We start from the raw sequence: 20,319 nt of genomic DNA, 5'->3' as shown, positions 1-20,319 counted from the left end.
AATCATCTTATTTGAAAGAAACGTGCTTCTGTGCGTATGTTTTTGCTGCCCCTCTCATATGTTTGCGGTTTCTTTGCGGTGCTTGGCAGTCTAGAAGCGTGCTAAAATATGTAATATTAGACCGAAAAGGAAGGGGTTTTTTCGGAACATGGGGAAGGTTCTTTCTTCACATGTCGGTATGAAAATTAATGAATGGTATCGAATGATACGGCAGTTCAGTGTTCCAGATGCGGAAATCTTGAAAGCAGAAGTAGAAGCGGAAATTGAACGTATGGAAGAGGACCAGCATTTACTGATTTATTATCAGCTCATGTGTTTTCGGCACCAAATTATGCTCGACTATATACACCCTTCAAAATATCAACCTTTCTCAGTATCTAACCTTGTCGATAAAATCGAAAATTCCAATCATGAGTTATCTGATATGCTGCATTATTACCATGCATTTTTTCGTGGCATGCATGAGTTTAGTCAAAAAGAATATTTGGAGGCCGTCAAATATTATCGCATGGCAGAAAAACAGCTGTCTATGGTATTTGATGATATTGAGCAGGCCGAGTTTCATTTTAAAGTAGCAGAAGCCTACTATATAATGAAACAAACGCATGTCTCCATGCACCATATTTTAAAAGCGCTTGAAATATACGATCAGCATGATGCATATTCCATTCGCATTATTCAGTGCCTCTTTGTCATCTCGGGAAATTATCAAGATTTAAAACGTAAAGATCGAGCACTGCCTCACTTGAAAAAGGCGAAACAACTCGCATCCGAAATTGATCACCCGCGCATTTATAGCTCAGCACTCTATAATTTAGGGAAATGTTATGGGGAGTTAGGTTATCGAGAAGAAGCAGAACGATATTTAACCGAATCGGCTGACCTCGCCAAAAAAGAGCTGCTTCCCACGCTGCCTCATACACTTTATACACTGGCAAAGCTGCTTTTTAGACAAAATGAGCAGACTGAAGCAAGGCGCATATTAGAGGATGGGAAATTGGCCGCAAAGAAGCATGAAGACCAGCTGTTCTGTCATATGTTTGAGTATCTGGATGCTTTATATGTTCAGGAAATCAATGAAGAACAACTGCAAAAAACCATTGATTATTTGGAAAAACTTAGCCTATACTCTTATATAGAGGATATCTCACTAGAAATTGCGACAGCCTTAGAAGCCTCTCAACAATACCAGAAGTCCAACCAGTATTATCAAAAATTGCTATGGGCTCAAAATCAAATCCAAGAAGGAGAGTGTCTGTATGAATTCTAAGCAACGTTCGACAGTTGAAGAGAGAAACCAAACGTGAAACAAAAAGCGGGCCTGATGGGCCGGCTTTTTTTATGTGAAAAAGAAGCGTAGACGATCACGAAACTTGAATGAATTCATCAGAAAGCGGGCAATTTAATGTGTAATGATGTTCTGTGGAGGCGGTCTGATGAAAGGGTTGCATATCTTGTTATGTATATTGGTATTATGCGCTTTTGTTCCTGATAACATAGAGGCGCGTACATTAAAAAGAATCGACCTAGAAAAAACGGGACGAGCCTTTTGGGACATGAGAGAGGAACGGAAAAAGATTGCGTTAACCTTTGATGATGGGCCTCATCCGGTATACACAAGTCAAATACTAGATGTACTAAGAGAGCATGAAGTGAATGCCAGCTTTTTTGTCATCGGAAGCCGTATTCATGCATATCCCCTCCTCGCAGAGCGGGTTGTGAGCGAAGGAAATGAGCTTGGCAATCACACGATGAACCATACGTATTTTGACCTTTTGTCATCGAAAGAAATCAAGCAAGAATTAAAAGAATCAGCGGCTCATATCGCTTCTCTCCAGCCGGGCGGACCCTTATTATTTCGTCCCCCGGGCGGGCGCTTGACGATGAAGTCATTCCGCATTCTTTCTAAGCAAGGATACGATGTCGTGATGTGGTCCTTTACGCAAGATCCGAAGGACTGGTCAAGGCCAGGTGCACACAAAATTGCCAGCCGTATTATTGAGAATATTCAGGGCGGTGATATCATCCTTTTACATGATGGCGGAGGAAATCGTAAGCAGACAGTAGAAGCGCTGAAACAAGTCGTACCTGAACTAAAGAAAAGGGGCTATGAGTTTGTGAAAGTGAGCGAACTGCTGCACCATGACAGAGATTATCTGCCGGTTCAATTACATTAAGAAACAGTCATTCATTGAAACCAAAAGTCTTGTCGTTTACTATATGAAGAGGGCTTTTGGAGGTGAATGTTGTGAAGAAATTTGTTTTCCTTTTCATCCTGATATGTGTTGCGGCTGGGTGCTCGAAGCAGGCGCAGGAAAGTGTGATTGCATTTGGTGACAGTAACACAAGAGGATCGAACTGGGATTTTCGAGATTATCCCACATCTGAAAAATGGGTGAATCTCATGAAAAACGTCGAGCGCGGCCAAATCAAGGTACACAATGCCGGGATTGGCGGGCAGACAACAGAAGATGCGAAGCTGCGCTTTGAGCAGGATATTTTAAAACAAAAACCAACTTACGTCCTCATCATGTTCGGTACAAATGATGCGGCGATTCTAGACGGGAAACATCCCCGTGTGACCAAAAAACGATTTAAAGAAAACTTATCCTACTTCATTTCTGAAAGTAGGAAAGAGGGAATTACCCCGATCCTCATGACGTGCGTGCCTGTGGTGGAAGGAGGCAAAAAGGGCTTGTATTATTATTCTAGATATAAGTCATCTTATTTTGCTGAGAGAGGCGGGGCGAGAGCTTGGCAAAACTCATACAATGACATCACAAGACAAGTAGCTGAAAAACAGCAGGTGCCGCTTGTCGACAATTGGAAAGCGTTCATCCGAGAAGCGGGTGAAGATAGTGACAACGCCTTGATTCAGTCTGGCCTCATTGACCCTTCTGGCAATCATATGACACCAAAAGGGGCAAGAATCATTTATAACGAAATCAAAGAGCGTGATGTCATTAAACATTTTTAAATGCAGGCCATCTGCCTAAACAAGACGATCCATCCAGCATAGTCTAACAGTATATCTTCTTAGAAGGAGGTAACTGATATGTGGGGATGTCCTTATCCTTACCCTGCGTGTTCGCCTTATCCAGCTCAAGGAGCAGGAATCGGTTACGCTTTTCTTGTTGTGTTCCTTGTCGTCATTTTGGTCGTAGGTGGAGGGTTATGGTTTTGGAATGAACAGCCTTGCAAATAAGACACCTCTTCTTTGATCAGAAGGGGTGTTTTTTACGGAAAATAGTAGTAAGCCTATAGCGCAAGTGATATAATATCAGTCACCTGAGTTTAAAAAGGAGAGTGCTCGGGAGGCATGGTTCCTGGATATATGGAATTAAGAGGAAACAGAGAGCATATGCCCGAGCGAACGTCTTTTCATTTCTGTCTCAATTAATTCAATGAAGTCGCGATTTAAGTTCATTTCATTTGCTTTATAATACGATTCTATAAGTAAATCATCTGACAGCTTTTTCATACTAGAAACCCATATGATGGGAAAAACACCTCCCCTGAAAAAGTTGGCATAAAACTTGAGGAAAAGACATATCATCATAGGTTGATCGAATGTCTTTGAAGTACCTTTAATCTACCATGAATGGGAAACAAGAACAATCGTTCTGTTATCCACATGGTTAAGTGGATAACTTGTGGGTAGAGTGTTTATAATTGAATGAAAGCGTGATGAAATATAGGTGGATAATGTGTGTAAAATTATCCACACCTGTTGAAGGTCCTCATCATATGTCGAAAACTTTTTCATTGTATTCGATAGACAGACAAATTGTGATTTGATTCGACACAATCGCTGAAAAACCAATGGAAGAAAGGGTGCAAATTGTGCTAAAGAAGTATTTCTTACCGGATGAATTTGTGAAAAGTATTTTCCACATTTCGCCGCAAAAACTAAAAGAACGAAATGTAAAAGGAATTATTACGGATTTAGATAACACACTAGTAGAATGGGATCGTCCAAGTGCGACCCCACGTTTAATTGAATGGTTTCAAGAGATGAAAGATCACGGGATACAGGTGACGATTGTATCGAACAATAATGAAAAAAGGGTCAAGCTTTTTTCTGAGCCGGTTCATATCCCGTTTATTTATAAAGCGAGAAAACCGATGGGAAGAGCCTTTAATAAGGCCGTCGCTGATATGCAATTGAAGAAAGAAGATGTGGTTGTCATTGGCGATCAGCTTATGACAGATGTGCTTGGCGGAAACAGGCATGGCTTCCATACCATTTTGGTTGTACCTGTTGCGGCATCGGACGGATTTTTCACGAAGTTTAACAGGCAGATTGAACGCAGAATTTTAGGAGCCTTAAAGCGTAAGGGCCACATTCAGTGGGAGGAAGAGTAATAATGGAAAAGGTTGTTTGTATTGGCTGCGGTGTAGCCATTCAGACGGAAGATAAAGATCAATTAGGATATGCGCCGGCAGCATCTCTATTGAAAGAAGATGTGATCTGTCAGCGCTGTTTTAGGTTAAAGAACTACAATGAAATTCAGGATGTATCTTTAACAGAAGACGACTTTTTAAATATTTTACACAGCATTGGCGAGACTGATTCTCTGATCGTCAAGGTCGTTGATATTTTTGATTTTAACGGAAGCTGGATTAATGGACTGAGCCGTATTGTTGGTGGTAATCCCATTTTACTTGTCGGCAACAAGGTAGATATTTTACCGAAATCCGTGAAAAAAGACCGTCTTGTTCAATGGATGAAGCGGGAAGCAAAAGAAAATGGGCTCAATCCGATTGATGTGTTTTTAATCAGTGCGAGCAGAGGACAAGGTGTGCCTGAGGTCATGGAGGCCATTGATCATTACCGTGAGGGCAGAAATGTCTATGTTGTCGGCTGTACAAATGTTGGGAAATCAACATTTATTAACCGCATTATCAAAGAGGTGTCTGGAGAAGAGAATGTGATCACCACATCCCAATACCCAGGGACAACACTTGATGCGATTGAAATCCCGCTTGATGACGGGTCTGCTTTATTCGATACACCGGGGATCATCAACCGCCATCAAATGGCGCACTATGTCGGCAAAAATGACTTAAAGATTTTAACGCCGAAAAAAGAATTGAAACCGAGAACGTTCCAGTTAAATGAAGCTCAAACGCTTTACTTTGGCGGACTGGCTCGATTTGATTATGTAAAAGGCGGCAGAACATCCTTTGTTTGCTACATGCCAAATGAACTCAACATTCACAGGACAAAGATGGAGAATGCAGATGACTTATATGAAAAGCATGCAGGTGAACTGCTTTCACCGCCATCAAAAGAGGGAATGGAAGATTTCCCGCCGCTCGTTCCGCACACTTTCACCATCGATCAGCCAAAAATGGACATTGTTTTTTCAGGATTAGGCTGGGTGACGGCGAATGATGCTGGGAAACAAATCAAAGTGTATGCGCCAAAAGGCGTGCACGTGTTTATGAGACGTTCGTTAATTTAAATGTTCAGAGGGGGAGAGACCTTGAAACCTTTATACGGAGTAATCGGTAACCCTGTTGGCCATTCAATGTCTCCAGATATTCATAATGCAGCATTAAAGGATGCTGGAATTGATGGACATTATCATGGCTTTCAAGTAGAAGAAAACGACCTGAAAGATGCCATTAGCGGTATGAAAGCCTTAGGAATCAGCGGCTTTAACGTCACTGTTCCGCACAAGGTAGACATCATGCAGTACCTTGACAAAATTGATGTGACAGCTGAACGTCTGCGTGCCGTCAATACGGTTCGCCTCGAAAATGGTCAACTCGTTGGGTACAATACAGATGGAGAGGGTTTTCTTCATTCATTGCTTGAAGCGTTGGATCAGCCGTTATCAGAGCTGTCATTTCTCCTGCTTGGTGCTGGTGGAGCAGCAAGAGCGATTTACACGACAATTGCTGAGTATGCACCGAAACAATTTGATATCGCCAACCGCACCATTGAAAAAGCTGAGGCTTTAATTGAAAGTGCCGATGGGAAAATTACATCTCGTGCGATAGCATTAAATACAGCAGAAGAGCGGCTTGGGGAATATGATGTCATCATCCATACGACCTCGATTGGTATGTATCCGAATGTTGAAGAAACCCCCATTTCTTTAGCGAACGCAAAAAAAACAGCGGTCGTTTGTGATATTGTGTATAATCCAATAGAAACAAAGCTGCTAAGCGAAGCAGCCGGGTTAGGTTTGAAAACAGTCGATGGCGTCGGCATGTTTGTTGGTCAGGCGGTAAGAGCCTTTGAACTGTGGACGGGCATTACACCTGACGCCCGAAAAATGAAGTCAATTGTCATAGAGAAATTAGGAGGAACACCATGTTAAAAGGTAAGCAAAAACGTTTTTTACGTGCGCAAGCACATCATTTATCACCTATTTTTCAAGTTGGAAAAGGCGGGGTAAATGACAATATGGTCAAGCAAATTTCCGAGGCGCTTGAAGCAAGAGAACTTTTGAAAGTCAGCGTATTGCAAAACTGCGACGAGGACAAAACAGAGGTTGCAAAAGCACTTGTAAAAGGTGCAAAAGCTGAACTCGTTCAAACGATCGGAAATGTGATTGTCCTTTATAAGGAATCAAAGGAAAATAAACAAATTAAGCTGCCGTAGAGGTGGATATGATATGAAAAAAATAGGATTGTTCGGTGGTACGTTTGATCCCCCGCATAATGGGCATTTGCTGATGGCAAGTGAGGTGCGTTTCCAAGTAGGGCTTGATGAAATTTGGTTTATCCCAAATCACCAGCCCCCTCATAAAACGGGCCGAAAACGAGCAGAGAGTCATCACCGCGTAAAAATGGTGGAAAAAGCGATTCAGACAAATCCTCATTTTCGAGTTGAGCTTATTGAAATGGAGCGGGAGGGCCCATCTTATACAGTAGATACGGTTGAGCTGTTAAAGAAGCGCCATCCTGAAGATGAGTTCTTTTTTATGATTGGAGCGGACATGGTCGAGTATTTGCCGAAATGGCACAGAATCGATGATTTGCTTCAGATGATCACCTTTATTGGGATGAAAAGACCAGGTTATGAAGGGAGTACGGCGTATCCTCTTTTGTTTGCAGATGTTCCGGCTTTTGATGTATCATCGACATTGATTAGGCAGCGAATGAAGCAGGGGCAACCTGTTGATTATTTGATTCCGAAAGCGGTTGAGTGTTATATAAAGGAGCATCATTTATATGAATCGTGAAGAAGCTTTAAACTGTGTCAAACAGCAGTTAACAGAGCATAGATATACACATACAATTGGGGTCATGGAGACGGCCATTTCATTAGCTGAACGTTTTGGTGCAGATGTGAAAAAAGCAGAGGTCGCAGCTATTTTCCACGATTATGCTAAATTTAGACCGAAAGAAGAAATGAAGGGCATCATCCAGCAAGAACAGATGAACCCTCTATTGCTTAAATATTCACCTGAGCTTTGGCATGCCCCAGTCGGTGCCTATTTGGTCAAAAAAGAAGTTGGAATTGACGACCAAGATATTTTAACAGCCATTGAATTCCATACATCCGGCAGACCGAATATGACATTGCTTGAAAAAGTCATTTATGTCGCTGACTATATAGAGCCAGGACGCCATTTTCCTGGTGTGGAGGAAGTAAGAGAGTTAGCAGAGCAGGATTTGGACCTTGCCTTGATTCAATCTTTAAAAAATACCGTCAGCTTTTTAATGAAAAAGAATCAGCCAGTTTTCCCAGATACACTTGCTACTTATAACTCACTTGTGCAAAAGAACAACTAAGGAGGAATTTTGATGGATGCATCATCAATTTTAAACATCGCAGCAGGTGCGTGCGATGATAAACGGGCAGAGGACATTATTGCCCTGAATATGCAAGGGATCTCACTTGTTGCAGATTATTTTCTCATTTGTCACGGGAATTCTGACAAACAAGTACAGGCCATTGCAAGAGAAGTGAAACACCTTGCAGAAGAAGGCGGCATCGAAGTTAAAAAGATGGAAGGCTTTGACGAAGCAAGATGGGTCTTGATTGATTTAGGAGATGTCATTGCTCATGTGTTCCACAAAGAGGAAAGAGGATACTATAACTTAGAGAAGCTTTGGGGAGATGCGCCGAGAGAAACGCTTTCACTTGGCATTAACTCATGATTTATCAAGGGTTTGCAGGTGTGTATGATGAGCTCATGACACATGCCCCTTATGATGAATGGGTTCAGTGGATACTGCGGTATATCAAGCCGAATAGTGCGATTATCGATGTAGGTTGTGGAACTGGAGAGATCTCTCTTCGGTTAGCTGCAAAAGGTCACATGGTCACAGGAATTGACCTAAGTGAAGAGATGCTGGCATTTGCGCAGCAAAAAGCACAGGCTCATAAGCAGTCTATTCAATTTTTACATCAAGATATGAGAGAGCTTGAGGGGTTTGAACAAACTTTTCAAGCAGCGGTTATTTGCTGTGATTCTTTGAATTATCTAAAAAACGAAAATGACGTCAAAAAAACCTTTAAAAACATGTTTCAGCTTTTAGAGACAGGTGGGGTTTTATTGTTTGATGTTCATACCCCTTATAAAATGGAAGAGGTATTTCCTGGCTCTACTTATGCCGATCAAGATGAAGAGATCAGCTATATTTGGCAGAGTGATCAAGGAGATCATCCATATTCGGTCATTCATGATTTAAGCTTTTTTGTAAAAGACGGAGACGTGTATGAGCGTTATGATGAAACGCACGAACAGCGTACATTTCCTTTTGAGACATATGCAGCGTTCCTTGAGTCCGCTGGCTTTGAACAGATTGAAGTGACCGCTGATTTTACAAATGAAGCACCTCAAGAATGTGCAGAAAGATATTTTATTTCAGCGAAGAAACCAAAAACCATCGTTTAATGGAACGATGGTTTTTTAAAACCCTTTTTTCGCTTGTTGCGAACATGTTTAATTTCTGAGATCATCAGTAAACACACTCGGCGGGTATTGATGCGCAACCGCTTCTACATCCTCATCGAACTTGTCATGAGTGTTCTGGAAAAGCTGATGGAACATATCTTGAACACCTGCTTCAAGTGCTTTAATACCCTCGCCGGTGACGCCGCCTTTTACACACACCTTCTCTTGCAGTGTAGGCAGGGTATACACCCTTTTTTCAATCAAACGGCCAAGTCCTACAAGCATATCTTCTGATAAGGTGGTGGCTTCTTCTTTTGAAATATCCGTTTCTTCAACAGCTGCTTCAATCATTTTCTGAACAAGAAAGCTAATAAAGGCAGGACCGCAGCTGACAATATCTGAGGCTGCCCGTGTGATTGAATGATGAATTTCTATTGGTGTTGAAATGCGGCAAGCGAGTTGTCTGAGCGCTGCTTTTGTCGTGACATTGCATGATGAACCAAATGTTAAAAGAGAGGCGCCTGATAACGCGCGGTTGGTGATGCTTGGGATCAGTCTGGCTGTTTGACAAGGAACAATGTCTTGAAGCTGTTCAGGATGAACCGGACTTGTAATGATGACAATGGTTTGCTGTTCTTTTAAAAGTGGGCTCAGTTCTTTTAAAAGCGGATAAATATCAAGTGGTTTGACACAAACAAAGATGAAATCTTTATCTGTTACAGCTCCTGAAAGCTGTTTCGTCACTTCGACCTCTGGGTGATTCTTTTTTATATTGAACGCTTTTTCGATGGTCCGATTTGTAATGGTGATGGATGAGGGATTGACTGCTTTTGATTCAATAAATGCCTCAGTAAGTATGGTACCCATGTTTCCTGTACCGATTAACCCTATATTCAAACGTTCTCCCTCCTTAGACGCATAGGATCTGTTATCTTCTAAACAGTATGTGAAGCAGCGTGAAAATATGATTGAAAGAAGCGTGAACAAGTGAAGCAGCTCATTTCGTTGAAAAAATACAGTCTTTATCTGATAGCGGGAATCATTATCCTCGTCATCATCTGTTTCTTCTTTTTAGCAGGAAAAGAGAAAGGCAGCGCCGAGCTAGGTGTATTGAAAGAACAACATGAAACGCAAGTCACATTAGAAGAAAAACAAGAGAGTGCAGAAAAAGAGCCAACATCCATCGTAGTAGAGGTCAAAGGAGCTGTACGGAAGCCGGGCGTTTATGCATTTATGGCTGAGGACAGAGTTGAAGAAGCCATTAAAAGAGCAGGTGGTTTTACGAGCAAGGCAGATATAGTTGACATCAATCAAGCAGCAAAATTAGAGGATAGTATTATGATTTATGTACGAAAGAAGGGGGAAGGTGACAAGCAGGGACAAACAGCAGCGGCTAATACGCCGCCGGGAAATGAACAGAGTCAAGGGGTGAATGTCAATCAAGCTGATGCAGCGGAATTGCAGACCATTAACGGAATAGGCCCAGCCAAAGCGGAAGCCATCATTGCGTATAGAGAAGAACATGGAGAATTTCAGCAAATTGAAGATTTGCGGAATATTTCGGGTTTTGGAGAGAAGACCATTGAACGGCTGAAAAATCAACTGACGGTTAAGTAGAATTGACGGTATAGAAGAAAGGCATGTACACTTAATACCATACATCATTTTGGAGGGATCAGCTCGTGGAGAGAATTTCATGGAATCAATATTTTATGGCTCAAAGCCATTTGCTTGCTTTGCGAAGCACCTGTGAGCGGCTAGCTGTTGGGGCAACGATCGTAAGAGACAAGCGCATTATCGCAGGTGGATATAATGGATCCATTGCCGGCGACGTACATTGTGCAGATGTAGGATGTTATGTCATAGATCATCACTGCGTTCGTACAATCCATGCGGAGATGAACGCTATTTTACAATGTGCCAAATTTGGTGCACCAACGGCTGATGCTGAAATATATGTGACGCATTTTCCTTGCTTGCAGTGCTGTAAAGCGATTATTCAAGCAGGTATTCGAACAGTGTATTATGCGAAGGATTATAAAAATCATCCATATGCTGTTGATTTATTTGAACAGGCCGGAGTTCAAACAGAACAGGTAGAACTAGATGAGATGATTATTGACTTAAAAAACCAAGAAAAATTAGCCTTTGTTGCGGATTTAATAGGCAAACTAAGTGAATCAGGACGTAGCGAAACAGAAATTCGTCAAATGCATGAAAAGGCGAATCAATTATTTACTTCCTATGTTTAAGTATTTGCCGTTCGGGGCGATTTCAGCAGCTGCTGGAATTGCTCTGGCCGCATATCATCTTCATTTGTATTTTCTCCTTTTTCTTCTAGTATTTCTTCTTTTCAGTCTGCTGAAAAAAACAACCCAGCTCTTTTTAATGGTCAGTTTGTGTGGAACGATCTATATGCTCATTTTTATGGTGCATCAGTTTTTTGAAACGGATCATCCCATGCAAGAAAAAGCATTTTCTCATTCGGTTGTGATTGAAACGATCCCGAAAATAGATGGCAATCGCTTTTCAGCGACTGTTTCATCAGAGAATCGTCGACTAGCGGCATTTTATACGATTCAAACGGAGCGTGAAAAAGAAGCGCTAAAAGATGTTGGGCCAGGTATGAGCTGTCATATGACAGGTGAGATGCGGTTGCCTAAACAAGCAACCATACCGAATGGCTTTCAATATGATCAATTTCTAAAAACAAAAGGCATTGATGCTATTTTCTTAACGCAGTCTATGAAAAGCTGCACGAAACATGACAGCCCTTCACATGACCTTTCATCTATTAGGCAGAAGGGGTTGAAATTTCTAGAAGATCACGTTCCGAAGAATTCTGTTGGGATTGTGCAGGCACTTATTTTTGGCGATCGTGATTTAATAGACCCTGATACATTAAGAGATTATCAAATGCTTGGCATCATTCATTTATTAGCCATTTCAGGACTTCATGTTCAAACATTGCTCGCTTGTTTATTTTGGTGTCTACTCCGTGCTGGCGTGACAAGAGAGACAGCGCGTATTTTTTTATTATCCTTTTTGCCGGTTTATGCTTGTTTAACAGGTGCTGCACCGTCTGTGTTAAGAGCCTGTCTCATGGCTGGAATTTATTTAGTCATCACAAGCCTGCCAAAAGAAATGAAACAGCCTTCTGCGGTCGTGTTAAGTGCAGCGTTCTTGCTTTTATTAGCTATTCAACCACTTTATATATTTGATGTCGGTTTTCAGCTGTCATTTGTGGTGACCTTATTTATTTTGCTATCCACTAGTATTTTATCAAAAGCAAAAAGTTCGGTGATGCAGTTATTTCTCATTTCCTTGATTGCACAGCTTGCTTCGCTTCCTGTTCTTTTATATTATTTTCAACAATTTTCCTTGCTGAGTGTTCCTTTAAATATGATGTTTGTTCCTTTTTATACAATGGTTGTCATGCCTCTGTCCTTATTCTTTTTTCTTTTATCTATCATTTATCTTCCGCTTGGACAAACACTGTTTCAGCTGCTTGATTGGGTGATCCAGTTTAGTCATCAATTGTCTGCACACATGGCTGCTTACGATAGTCTTACTCTCATTTTTATGAAATCGACATGGTGGCATGTGCTCCTAGAGGTTTCCTCCATTGTTTTTCTATTCATTGTGATGGAATGTAAAACTTCTATCAAATCTTATCTTGTGCCGATTTTGATTCTCGTTTGTGTGCTGGCTGTACACTATTTCACGCCGAATTTTCTTCAAAAAGGAGAGGTCACGATGTTAGATGTAGGACAAGGGGATAGTTTGTTTATTCAGCTACCTTATCGAACCGGGCATATATTAGTTGATACAGGAGGCAGGCTTTCTTTTGAAGAAGAGCCATGGAAAAAAAGACGTAAAGTATCTACAATTGGGGATCAAACCCTTATTCCATTTCTGCATTCTAAAGGCATAGCAAAACTTGATGTCCTCATCCTTACCCATGCAGATCAAGATCATATGGGAGAAGCGATGCGGTTAATAAAGCGAAATAAAGTCAAACGTCTTGCAATCCCAAAAGGCTTTGCTCGAAATCCAGAGGATGCGCAGCTTTTAAAGGAAGCGGCTGATCAAAGGATTCCTATAGATGAGTTAGAAAGAGGGGATCAGCTGAGAATTGGAGGACAAAAATTTGACGTTCTGCATCCCGCACGTGACCAGGTGACGAGTAAAAATAATGATTCACTGGTCCTCACCTTTACGCTTGGCGGCAAGCGTTTTATGCTGACTGGGGATCTTGAACAAGAAGGGGAACGAGACATCATTCAAGCTTACCCCAAGCTACGAGCGGATGTCTTGAAGGTTGGGCATCACGGGAGTAAAGGATCAACAAGTGAAGAATGGCTTCAGCATTTGAACCCGTCATATGCACTGATTTCAGCAGGTGAACGAAATCGGTATCACCATCCTCATCAAGAAGTTTTGAAAAAATTAAATGAGCATCAAACAAAGGTGTATCGTACAGATATCGATGGAAGTGTGACCTATGAATTTCTTGAAGAGGATGGAACATTTTACGCTCATCCTCCATATGATATCTTACAAAATCAATAAAAAAACTGCCAAAACGGCAGTCATCTTGCATTCATGTAGTTAAGATCCAACGAGGTGTATCACTGTTGCCAAAATAAACATTGAGGCGAAAAATCCGAATGTGACGATAAAACCAACAGCTGAGTCGGTCACATCATTCCGCTTGCTTTGAACATTCTTTTCAAATTCATTCATTTTCATCCCTCCTGGCTATTTTTAGTATACTTGAACTCATTTGGAATTACTAGAAGGTAAAGTAACCGTTTTCCATTTTCATGATCATTTTGTGAATATCGTCTGACAGTAAGCTGACCCGGGAGCTTACGTGAGACGTTTACTATAAATGAGGAGGCGGCACTTTCAGCTTCCTCTTTACTAATGTCTCTACACACTTTAGGATAGAGGAGGAAGTGAAAGAGAGGGATTTAAGCGAATGGTCTTTGAAGTATGGAACAATTTAAAAAAAGGGGATATCCATCCCGTTTATTGCTTATATGGAAAAGAAACGTATTTACTTCAAGAGACAGCTGCAAAATTGAGACAAGCTGTCGTCGACGAAGAAACAAAGGATTTTAATTACTCTGTCTTCGATATGGAAGAGGTGCCGCTTGAGCAGGCTGTGACGGACGCAGAAACATTTCCGTTTATGGGAGAGCGGCGTCTCGTTGTGATCAAAAACCCTTATTTCCTCACTGCAGAAAAGAAAAAAGAAAAGATCGAGCATCAGCTTTCTGTGTTAGAAGCTTATTTAGAAAAGCCAGCACCCTACACGATTCTCGTGTTATTAGCACCATATGAAAAACTGGACGAACGTAAGAAAATCACCAAATTGTTAAAAAAGAAAGCGGCTGTAGTTGAGGCGAAAGAGTTAAATCCGAAAGAAACAACAGATTTCACCATTACATTAGTGAAAACAGAAGGAAAAACAATCTTGGCTGAAGCGGCAGAACAGCTTGTCATGTTATGTGGCGGGAGCCTGTCCTCACTTTTTCAAGAGGTTCGAAAGCTAAGTACATATATTGGGCAGCGAGAGGAAATTGAGCTGGCGGATGTCAATCAGCTCGTTGCACGAAGTTTGGAGCAGAATATTTTCGAACTGATTAACCAAATTGTGAACAGGCGCCGGTCTGAAGCGATGCAAATGTTTTATGATCTCCTAAAGCAAAATGAGGAGCCCATTAAAATATTGGCACTCATTTCAAATCAATTTCGGTTGATATTGCAGACAAAGTACTTTGCTCAGCAGGGATACGGGCAAAAACAAATTGCGTCAAACCTGAAAGTCCACCCATTTCGGGTCAAACTCGCGATGGATCAGGCAAGACTGTTTTCAGAAGAAGAGCTAAAGTACATCGTCAAAGAGCTCTCCACGATTGATTATGAAATGAAAACGGGTAAAAAGGACAAGCAGCTATTATTAGAATTGTTCCTGCTTCGGTTATTAGGGGCTTGAACATAAAAAAACGACCTTCTCAAAAGAGGGTCGTTTTTGTTTAGATGTATAATTGCCAGTCTGTCCTTATGGCTGAGCCGTTCAGGACGGACGTACAGTTAAACAGGTGCCTCATCACTGAGGCGTTGCAAACATTATGCAGAAAGTCCGTTTACTTGTTTCGCAAGTCTTGATTTGTAACGCGCAGCTGCGTTTTTGTGTACAAGACCAGTTTTAACGGCTTTGTCAATGCGTTTTGCAGCAGAAGAAAGAGCAGCTTTTGCTTGCTCAGCATCGTTGTTAGCTACAGAAACTTCAACTTGTTTAATCGCAGTACGCATCGCAGACTTGATTGTTGCGTTGTGTGCACGGCGTTCGTTATTCGTTTTTGTACGTTTGATCGCTGATTTAATATTTGGCATGTGTTTCACCTCCTAAGATACAACCTAAACACAATTGTCTTAAGGTTAAATCTTCACAATAGAACAAATTGTATTCTATCAAACACACCTTTAGAATGCAATATAAATGTAAAGTATTTTTCGTTGATGAAGCGCTCGAATGTTTCTTGAAAGAGATGGAAAGACTACTGTTAATTACTTGATGGAAGGAGCCTTTTCATGAAGAAACAGAAACTCGATTTAAGCGCTTATCAAATTCGGACCGATTTGGCCGTTGAAACAAAAGAGATACTAGAACAAGAGAACGATCCGAATGTGGTCAAAAAGGACGGTATTCAAGGAATTGTTGAGAAGGAGAAGGAAGAGCACGGCATCCGCATCCGCACTGTGGAGATTACGACAGAAGGAGAAGAGTTGACCGGAAAAAAGGCAGGGACATACTTGACGCTTGAGGCGCAAGGAATTCGGGAGAAAGACTCTGAGATGCAAGAAAAAGTGGTTGAAGTTTTTGCCCATCATTTTGCTCAATTTTTAAAAGATCACGGCATTCAGGCGGATGCGAGCTGTCTTGTCGTAGGACTCGGAAACTGGAATGTCACGCCGGATGCTTTAGGGCCGCTCACAGTTGAAAATTTGCTGGTGACACGCCATTTATTTGAATTACAGCCTGAGAATGTGCAGGAAGGCTATCGCCCAGTGTCTTCATTATCGCCTGGGGTCATGGGGCTGACTGGTATAGAAACAAGTGACATTATACAAGGTGTCATTGAACGATCTAAACCAGATTTTGTGATCGCCATCGATGCACTGGCTGCACGTGCAGTAGAACGGGTGAATACGACAATTCAAATTTCTGATACAGGTATACATCCAGGATCGGGTGTCGGAAATAAACGAAAAGAATTAAGCAAAGAGACCTTGGGGATTCCAGTCATTGCCATTGGTGTACCAACAGTGGTCGATGCAGTGACGATCGCAAGTGACACGATTGATTACGTGTTAAAGCATTTTGGTAGAGAACTGAAAGATGATAGACCTTCCCGATCTTTAGTACCAGCGGGTCTGACATTTGGCAAGAAAAAAGTGCTGAATGAAGAAGATTTGCCAGATGATGAAACGCGTCAATCCTTTTTAGGAATCGTCGGAACGCTTCCTGAAGAAGAAAAAAGACAGTTGATCCATGAGGTGCTTGCACCGCTTGGACAAAATCTAATGGTCACACCGAAGGAAGTGGATACATTCATTGATGACATGGCGAACGTCCTCGCCAATGGGTTAAATACAGCACTTCATCAAAAAATCTCTCAAGACAACATGGGTTCCTATAATCATTAATCAGTTCTACTTTCTCTAGCTCGCTCATAGTGTAATTACTAGAAAGCGTGCTGGAGGGAGTAAATCATGAAAAAAAGACCTCGCCGTCCTCGACAGTTGGTCGTTGCGATTAATGGAACAAAAGTAGTGAAGAGTATTTTTTTGTTTATTGTCTCTCTGGTGGTTGTGTTTGTCATGTCAGGGGCTTTGACGTCTTTAAAACCTGAGCTTAGGCCTCAAGCGTCATTATATGGTGTGGCAGATGAGCTGTCAGGGGCATTCTTTGCAACTCTAATGGGGATGGAAAATCAATATTTTGCCTCAGCAGTCCCTGAAGATCAAAAAGGATTTCATTTCTCCGGGCTGTCACTCAAACTTGCCACAAGTATCAATTTAGAAGACCCCCGCAGTTTTCTAGGAAGAGAGCTGCCAGGCTTTGAACACTTTGATACAAAAATCATCCTAGCAGGTGAAGGTACAGACTATACGAATATGCCAATGGAATCGCCGCCTCCAAGTGAAGTCATCAAAGATGAAAAAGAAGCAAATCTAGCTGAGCTGGACAAGCTTGATGAAGATGAACCGAAAACGCCTGCAAAAGAGCCGGACCAGTCGACAGGAAAACGAAAAGCTGTATACATTTATCACACACATAATACGGAATCATATTTACCATTTTTAAAAGGAGAAACAAACCCAAACAATGCGCGCCACTCAAAAGTGAACGTCACCCTTGTCGGGGAGATGTTTGGTAAAGCGCTCGATCAGCAAGGAATCGGCAACACAGTGGATAAAACAGAAATTGAAAAAAGACTGCTGAAAAAAGGGTTGAAGTATCCTCAATCATATAATGAATCCAGATTGGTTGTAAAAGAAGCTCTCGCTAAAAATGATGATCTAGATTACTTAATCGATATTCACCGGGATTCAAGAAGAAAGAAAGATACGACAGTAGAAATCAAAGGCAAGAAATATGCGAGAATCGCTTTTGTTGTAGGGAAGAAAAATCAAAGCTATGAGAAAAACTTAAAGCTGGCGACAGAGTTCCACCATTTGATGGAGAAAAAATATAAAGGACTTAGTGTCGGTGTGTTTGCCAAAGGAGAAATTGGTGATAATGGAATCTATAATCAAGATTTATCTGACAAAGCCCTCCTATTAGAATTTGGCGGTGTGGATAATAATATGGAAGAACTGAAAAACGCATCCAATGCAGCAGCTGATGTGTTCAGTGAAATTTTCTGGGACGCAGAAAAGGTAGACGGCAAAGCAAAGGATGAGAAAAAACGGTCTTAAGGTGGTGGAGGACATGGGCTCATTTATCGGAAAAACCATTATTTTATCGCTCGTATTGCTATTCGGTGTCTTTTTAGGAATGCAGCAAGCCAATAATGGCATGCTGCAAATGAAAGGGTATCATGATCCGCAATTAAAAGGGGCCTTCACTGTGCAAACGAATGATGATCAAGAAAAAGAAGCTTCTATCCTCGGAACAGCTGTCACACAAAAAGACTTAGCAGAAAAACAAAAGCAGCTAGAAGAAATGGAGAGCTTTAATGCCTTCTCTAAGGCCGGAAAAGCATTATCAGATGGTATGACGCATGCAGCCCGTACACTTTATGATTGGGTGAATGGTAAATAAACTGTTGTAAGCATCATGTTGGATGTTATTTCATAAGATATCACACCTTTTCGCAAAAGCCGCTAACCGATGAGCGGCTTTTCTTGATTTCGATTGAATCTTTACAGCCCTATTGATATAATCTAACCTAGCGCAACCCGCGTTTTATAGTAGGAGTGATAGATTGTGACAGATAAAGAAAAACGATTAGAACGGCAATCAAGAATTCGAAATTTCTCCATTATCGCCCATATTGACCATGGGAAATCCACATTGGCTGACCGTATTTTGGAAAAAACAGCGGCGATTACGCAACGAGAAATGAAAGAACAATTACTTGATTCCATGGACTTAGAGCGTGAACGCGGCATTACGATCAAATTAAACTCTGTCCAGCTGAAATATCAGGCGAAGGATGGAGAAGAATATATTATGCACCTGATTGATACACCAGGGCATGTCGACTTCACCTATGAGGTATCTCGAAGCCTAGCTGCCTGTGAAGGTGCAATTCTTGTGGTGGATGCAGCACAAGGCATTGAAGCACAGACACTTGCGAACGTTTATTTAGCTCTTGATAACAACTTAGAAATCCTGCCGATCATTAACAAAATTGATCTGCCGAGTGCAGAGCCTGAACGTGTAAGACAAGAAATTGAAGATGTCATCGGGTTGGATGCATCTGAAGCTGTTCTCACCTCTGCTAAGGCGGGCATCGGGATCGAGGATATTTTAGAACAAATCGTCGAAAAGGTGCCGGCACCAGCTGGAGATCCAGAAGCACCACTTCAAGCCCTCATTTTTGATTCTCTCTACGATGCGTATCGTGGCGTCATTGCTTACATACGAATTGTCGAAGGAACCGTAAAACCGGGTCAAAAAATTAAGATGATGGCGACAGGCAAAGAATTTGAAGTGCTTGAAGTTGGCGTATTTACACCGAAAGCAATGCCAACAGACGAACTCACTGTTGGAGATGTTGGCTATTTAACAGCTGCCATTAAAAACGTTGGTGATACACGAGTAGGGGATACGATCACAAGTGCGGTAAACCCTGCGAAAGAAGCTCTGCCTGGATATAGAAAGCTGAACCCAATGGTGTACTGCGGCCTTTATCCAATTGACACAGCGAAATATAACGACTTGCGTGAAGCGTTAGAAAAGCTTGAATTAAATGATTCTTCACTTCAATATGAGGCAGAGACATCCCAAGCACTTGGCTTCGGTTTCCGCTGTGGCTTCCTTGGCATGCTTCATATGGAAATCATCCAAGAACGGATTGAACGTGAATTTAAAATCGACCTCATTACGACAGCGCCAAGTGTTATTTACGATGTGTATATGACAGACGGAGAAAAAATCGTTGTAGATAATCCATCCAATTTGCCTGATCCGCAAAAGATTGAGCGAATTGAAGAGCCATACGTGAAGGCAACAATGATGGTGCCAAATGATTATGTTGGTTCTGTGATGGAGCTTTGCCAAGGAAAGCGCGGCAATTTCATTGATATGCAATATCTTGATGCAAACCGCGTGAGCATTGTGTACGAAATTCCTCTGGCAGAGATCGTATACGAATTCTTTGATCAATTAAAGTCCAATACAAAAGGGTATGCATCCTTTGATTACGAGCTAATCGGCTATCGCCCATCCACTCTAGTGAAAATGGATATCATGCTCAATGGCGAAAAAATCGATGCACTTTCCTTTATTGTTCACCGCGATTATGCATATGAACGCGGAAAGATCATTGTAGAAAAGCTGAAAGAACTGATTCCGCGCCAGCACTTTGAAGTACCAGTTCAGGCAGCGATCGGTCAAAAAATTGTTGCTCGGTCTACCATTAAAGCAATGCGCAAGAACGTACTAGCGAAGTGTTATGGTGGAGATATTTCCCGGAAAAGAAAGCTTCTTGAGAAGCAAAAAGAAGGGAAAAAGCGCATGAAGCAAGTGGGTTCTGTAGAAGTCCCACAAGAAGCATTTATGGCCGTGCTGAAAATGGACGACAGCACACCGAAAAAATAACATCCTCAAGGCAACCTGCTTTACAATGCTCGCCTTGACGTTTATAGTCGAAAACAAACGAAGAGGCCGCAGCGATAAACTGCGGCTCTTTACCTGTAAAGAAGGTGTCAACAA

General features: G+C 41.6%; 24 protein-coding genes. 20 read left to right on the top strand and 4 right to left on the bottom strand.

Translation table 11 applies throughout. From position 1 onward, the window contains the following. The first annotated feature begins 148 nt into the window (after positions 1–148). From LCD34_RS02515 to LCD34_RS02500, 4 genes are all read left to right on the top strand, one after another. On the top strand, positions 149–1,270 hold the full coding sequence (locus LCD34_RS02515) for a tetratricopeptide repeat protein (RefSeq protein WP_060781208.1): 1,122 nt from the start codon (positions 149–151) through the stop codon (positions 1,268–1,270). Between the two features lie 166 nt (positions 1,271–1,436). Next, entirely contained in the window at positions 1,437–2,177 is a 741-nt protein-coding gene (locus tag LCD34_RS02510) for a polysaccharide deacetylase family protein (RefSeq protein WP_224558466.1), read from the top strand. Between the two features lie 71 nt (positions 2,178–2,248). After that, the gene (locus LCD34_RS02505) at positions 2,249–2,977 is read left to right on the top strand and encodes an SGNH/GDSL hydrolase family protein (protein WP_224558465.1); all 729 of its coding nucleotides are present in this window, start codon (positions 2,249–2,251) and stop codon (positions 2,975–2,977) included. 78 nt (positions 2,978–3,055) lie between these two features. After that, a complete protein-coding gene (locus LCD34_RS02500) occupies positions 3,056–3,205 on the top strand; it encodes a hypothetical protein (protein WP_003217499.1) in 150 nt (49 codons plus the stop codon). Between the two features lie 135 nt (positions 3,206–3,340). Here the strand turns inward: LCD34_RS02500 and LCD34_RS02495 are convergent, their stop codons facing one another. Next, positions 3,341–3,481 (bottom strand): sporulation histidine kinase inhibitor Sda, encoded by a 141-nt coding sequence (locus LCD34_RS02495; RefSeq protein ID WP_003217327.1) that lies wholly within the window; start codon positions 3,479–3,481, stop codon positions 3,341–3,343. Positions 3,482–3,843: 362 nt separating this feature from the next. On the opposite strand from LCD34_RS02495, the gene LCD34_RS02490 reads away from it, so the two are divergent. Genes LCD34_RS02490 through LCD34_RS02455 form a run of 8 tightly spaced genes read left to right on the top strand, consistent with a single transcriptional unit; the run spans position 3,844 to position 8,861 of the window. Continuing rightward, complete coding sequence (locus LCD34_RS02490) at positions 3,844–4,365, top strand: YqeG family HAD IIIA-type phosphatase (RefSeq protein WP_008356191.1); 522 nt, start codon at positions 3,844–3,846, stop codon at positions 4,363–4,365. A 2-nt stretch (positions 4,366–4,367) separates the two neighbouring features. Further along, positions 4,368–5,468 (top strand): ribosome biogenesis GTPase YqeH, encoded by a 1,101-nt coding sequence (yqeH, locus tag LCD34_RS02485; protein WP_007501357.1) that lies wholly within the window; start codon positions 4,368–4,370, stop codon positions 5,466–5,468. 21 nt (positions 5,469–5,489) lie between these two features. Then, a complete protein-coding gene (gene aroE, locus LCD34_RS02480) occupies positions 5,490–6,332 on the top strand; it encodes a shikimate dehydrogenase (RefSeq protein WP_096881642.1) in 843 nt (280 codons plus the stop codon). Then, positions 6,326–6,616, top strand: a complete 291-nt coding sequence (yhbY, locus tag LCD34_RS02475) for a ribosome assembly RNA-binding protein YhbY (protein ID WP_008342507.1) — start codon at positions 6,326–6,328, stop codon at positions 6,614–6,616. Before aroE ends, yhbY begins: the two co-directional genes overlap by 7 nt. A gap of 13 nt (positions 6,617–6,629) precedes the next feature. Beyond that, positions 6,630–7,199 (top strand): nicotinate-nucleotide adenylyltransferase, encoded by a 570-nt coding sequence (locus LCD34_RS02470; protein ID WP_024718805.1) that lies wholly within the window; start codon positions 6,630–6,632, stop codon positions 7,197–7,199. Beyond that, positions 7,189–7,752, top strand: a complete 564-nt coding sequence (yqeK, locus tag LCD34_RS02465) for a bis(5'-nucleosyl)-tetraphosphatase (symmetrical) YqeK (protein ID WP_017358029.1) — start codon at positions 7,189–7,191, stop codon at positions 7,750–7,752. The genes LCD34_RS02470 and yqeK overlap by 11 nt, the downstream gene beginning before the upstream one ends. 12 nt (positions 7,753–7,764) lie before the next feature. After that, on the top strand, positions 7,765–8,121 hold the full coding sequence (gene rsfS / locus LCD34_RS02460) for a ribosome silencing factor (protein ID WP_008342502.1): 357 nt from the start codon (positions 7,765–7,767) through the stop codon (positions 8,119–8,121). Further along, positions 8,118–8,861, top strand: coding sequence for a class I SAM-dependent DNA methyltransferase (locus LCD34_RS02455; protein WP_224558464.1), 744 nt, complete (start codon positions 8,118–8,120; stop codon positions 8,859–8,861). Before rsfS ends, LCD34_RS02455 begins: the two co-directional genes overlap by 4 nt. Before the next feature lie 48 nt (positions 8,862–8,909). On the opposite strand, the gene comER is transcribed toward LCD34_RS02455, so the two are convergent. Beyond that, positions 8,910–9,758 (bottom strand): late competence protein ComER, encoded by an 849-nt coding sequence (comER, locus tag LCD34_RS02450; protein WP_039964044.1) that lies wholly within the window; start codon positions 9,756–9,758, stop codon positions 8,910–8,912. Positions 9,759–9,848: 90 nt separating this feature from the next. On the opposite strand from comER, the gene LCD34_RS02445 reads away from it, so the two are divergent. From LCD34_RS02445 to LCD34_RS02435, 3 genes are all read left to right on the top strand, one after another. After that, entirely contained in the window at positions 9,849–10,478 is a 630-nt protein-coding gene (locus LCD34_RS02445; RefSeq protein ID WP_224558463.1) for a helix-hairpin-helix domain-containing protein, read from the top strand. 65 nt (positions 10,479–10,543) lie between these two features. Beyond that, positions 10,544–11,113 carry a ComE operon protein 2 gene (locus LCD34_RS02440; RefSeq protein WP_008342495.1) on the top strand — a complete coding sequence of 190 codons (570 nt, stop codon included), beginning with the start codon at positions 10,544–10,546 and terminating at the stop codon, positions 11,111–11,113. Continuing rightward, entirely contained in the window at positions 11,106–13,433 is a 2,328-nt protein-coding gene (locus LCD34_RS02435; protein ID WP_318010725.1) for a DNA internalization-related competence protein ComEC/Rec2, read from the top strand. The genes LCD34_RS02440 and LCD34_RS02435 overlap by 8 nt, the downstream gene beginning before the upstream one ends. A gap of 39 nt (positions 13,434–13,472) precedes the next feature. Here the strand turns inward: LCD34_RS02435 and LCD34_RS02430 are convergent, their stop codons facing one another. Next, positions 13,473–13,607: a YqzM family protein gene (locus LCD34_RS02430; RefSeq protein ID WP_008342491.1), complete on the bottom strand. Its 135-nt coding sequence runs from the start codon at positions 13,605–13,607 to the stop codon at positions 13,473–13,475. 238 nt (positions 13,608–13,845) lie between these two features. On the opposite strand from LCD34_RS02430, the gene holA reads away from it, so the two are divergent. After that, positions 13,846–14,865: a DNA polymerase III subunit delta gene (gene holA, locus LCD34_RS02425; RefSeq protein WP_224558461.1), complete on the top strand. Its 1,020-nt coding sequence runs from the start codon at positions 13,846–13,848 to the stop codon at positions 14,863–14,865. A gap of 134 nt (positions 14,866–14,999) precedes the next feature. Here holA and rpsT read toward each other — a convergent pair whose 3' ends face one another. Then, positions 15,000–15,266, bottom strand: coding sequence for a 30S ribosomal protein S20 (rpsT, locus tag LCD34_RS02420; RefSeq protein WP_008342485.1), 267 nt, complete (start codon positions 15,264–15,266; stop codon positions 15,000–15,002). Positions 15,267–15,464: 198 nt separating this feature from the next. Here rpsT and gpr point away from each other — a divergent pair, with 198 nt between their 5' ends. The 4 genes from gpr (at position 15,465) to lepA (ending at position 20,205) form a co-directional block, all read left to right on the top strand. Continuing rightward, positions 15,465–16,580, top strand: a complete 1,116-nt coding sequence (gene gpr / locus LCD34_RS02415; protein WP_008342483.1) for a GPR endopeptidase — start codon at positions 15,465–15,467, stop codon at positions 16,578–16,580. Between the two features lie 66 nt (positions 16,581–16,646). Next, the gene (locus LCD34_RS02410; protein ID WP_007501337.1) at positions 16,647–17,855 is read left to right on the top strand and encodes a stage II sporulation protein P; all 1,209 of its coding nucleotides are present in this window, start codon (positions 16,647–16,649) and stop codon (positions 17,853–17,855) included. A gap of 13 nt (positions 17,856–17,868) precedes the next feature. Continuing rightward, the gene (locus tag LCD34_RS02405; RefSeq protein ID WP_017358024.1) at positions 17,869–18,201 is read left to right on the top strand and encodes a YqxA family protein; all 333 of its coding nucleotides are present in this window, start codon (positions 17,869–17,871) and stop codon (positions 18,199–18,201) included. A gap of 165 nt (positions 18,202–18,366) precedes the next feature. After that, entirely contained in the window at positions 18,367–20,205 is a 1,839-nt protein-coding gene (gene lepA, locus LCD34_RS02400) for a translation elongation factor 4 (protein ID WP_008342476.1), read from the top strand. The last annotated feature ends 114 nt before the right edge of the window (positions 20,206–20,319 follow it).

This window comes from Bacillus sp. RAR_M1_44 (assembly GCF_020165935.1).
In the GTDB taxonomy this organism is placed as follows: domain Bacteria; phylum Bacillota; class Bacilli; order Bacillales; family Bacillaceae; genus Bacillus; species Bacillus altitudinis.
This window is presented reverse-complemented; position numbering and strand designations above follow the sequence as displayed.

Bases quoted from the DNA above. Each gene is read 5' to 3' on its own strand.
- LCD34_RS02410 (WP_007501337.1), top strand. From the start codon at position 16,647: ATGAAAAAAAGACCTCGCCGTCCTCGACAGTTGGTCGTTGCGATTAAT.
- LCD34_RS02510 (WP_224558466.1), top strand. From the start codon at position 1,437: ATGAAAGGGTTGCATATCTTGTTATGTATATTGGTATTATGCGCTTTT.
- holA (WP_224558461.1), top strand. From the start codon at position 13,846: ATGGTCTTTGAAGTATGGAACAATTTAAAAAAAGGGGATATCCATCCC.
- LCD34_RS02430 (WP_008342491.1), bottom strand. From the start codon at position 13,607: ATGAATGAATTTGAAAAGAATGTTCAAAGCAAGCGGAATGATGTGACC.
- LCD34_RS02515 (WP_060781208.1), top strand. From the start codon at position 149: ATGGGGAAGGTTCTTTCTTCACATGTCGGTATGAAAATTAATGAATGG.
- LCD34_RS02455 (WP_224558464.1), top strand. From the start codon at position 8,118: ATGATTTATCAAGGGTTTGCAGGTGTGTATGATGAGCTCATGACACAT.
- yqeK (WP_017358029.1), top strand. From the start codon at position 7,189: ATGAATCGTGAAGAAGCTTTAAACTGTGTCAAACAGCAGTTAACAGAG.
- gpr (WP_008342483.1), top strand. From the start codon at position 15,465: ATGAAGAAACAGAAACTCGATTTAAGCGCTTATCAAATTCGGACCGAT.
- LCD34_RS02495 (WP_003217327.1), bottom strand. From the start codon at position 3,481: ATGAAAAAGCTGTCAGATGATTTACTTATAGAATCGTATTATAAAGCA.
- LCD34_RS02435 (WP_318010725.1), top strand. From the start codon at position 11,106: ATGTTTAAGTATTTGCCGTTCGGGGCGATTTCAGCAGCTGCTGGAATT.
- LCD34_RS02470 (WP_024718805.1), top strand. From the start codon at position 6,630: ATGAAAAAAATAGGATTGTTCGGTGGTACGTTTGATCCCCCGCATAAT.
- LCD34_RS02500 (WP_003217499.1), top strand. From the start codon at position 3,056: ATGTGGGGATGTCCTTATCCTTACCCTGCGTGTTCGCCTTATCCAGCT.
- rsfS (WP_008342502.1), top strand. From the start codon at position 7,765: ATGGATGCATCATCAATTTTAAACATCGCAGCAGGTGCGTGCGATGAT.
- rpsT (WP_008342485.1), bottom strand. From the start codon at position 15,266: ATGCCAAATATTAAATCAGCGATCAAACGTACAAAAACGAATAACGAA.
- LCD34_RS02405 (WP_017358024.1), top strand. From the start codon at position 17,869: ATGGGCTCATTTATCGGAAAAACCATTATTTTATCGCTCGTATTGCTA.
- yhbY (WP_008342507.1), top strand. From the start codon at position 6,326: ATGTTAAAAGGTAAGCAAAAACGTTTTTTACGTGCGCAAGCACATCAT.
- yqeH (WP_007501357.1), top strand. From the start codon at position 4,368: ATGGAAAAGGTTGTTTGTATTGGCTGCGGTGTAGCCATTCAGACGGAA.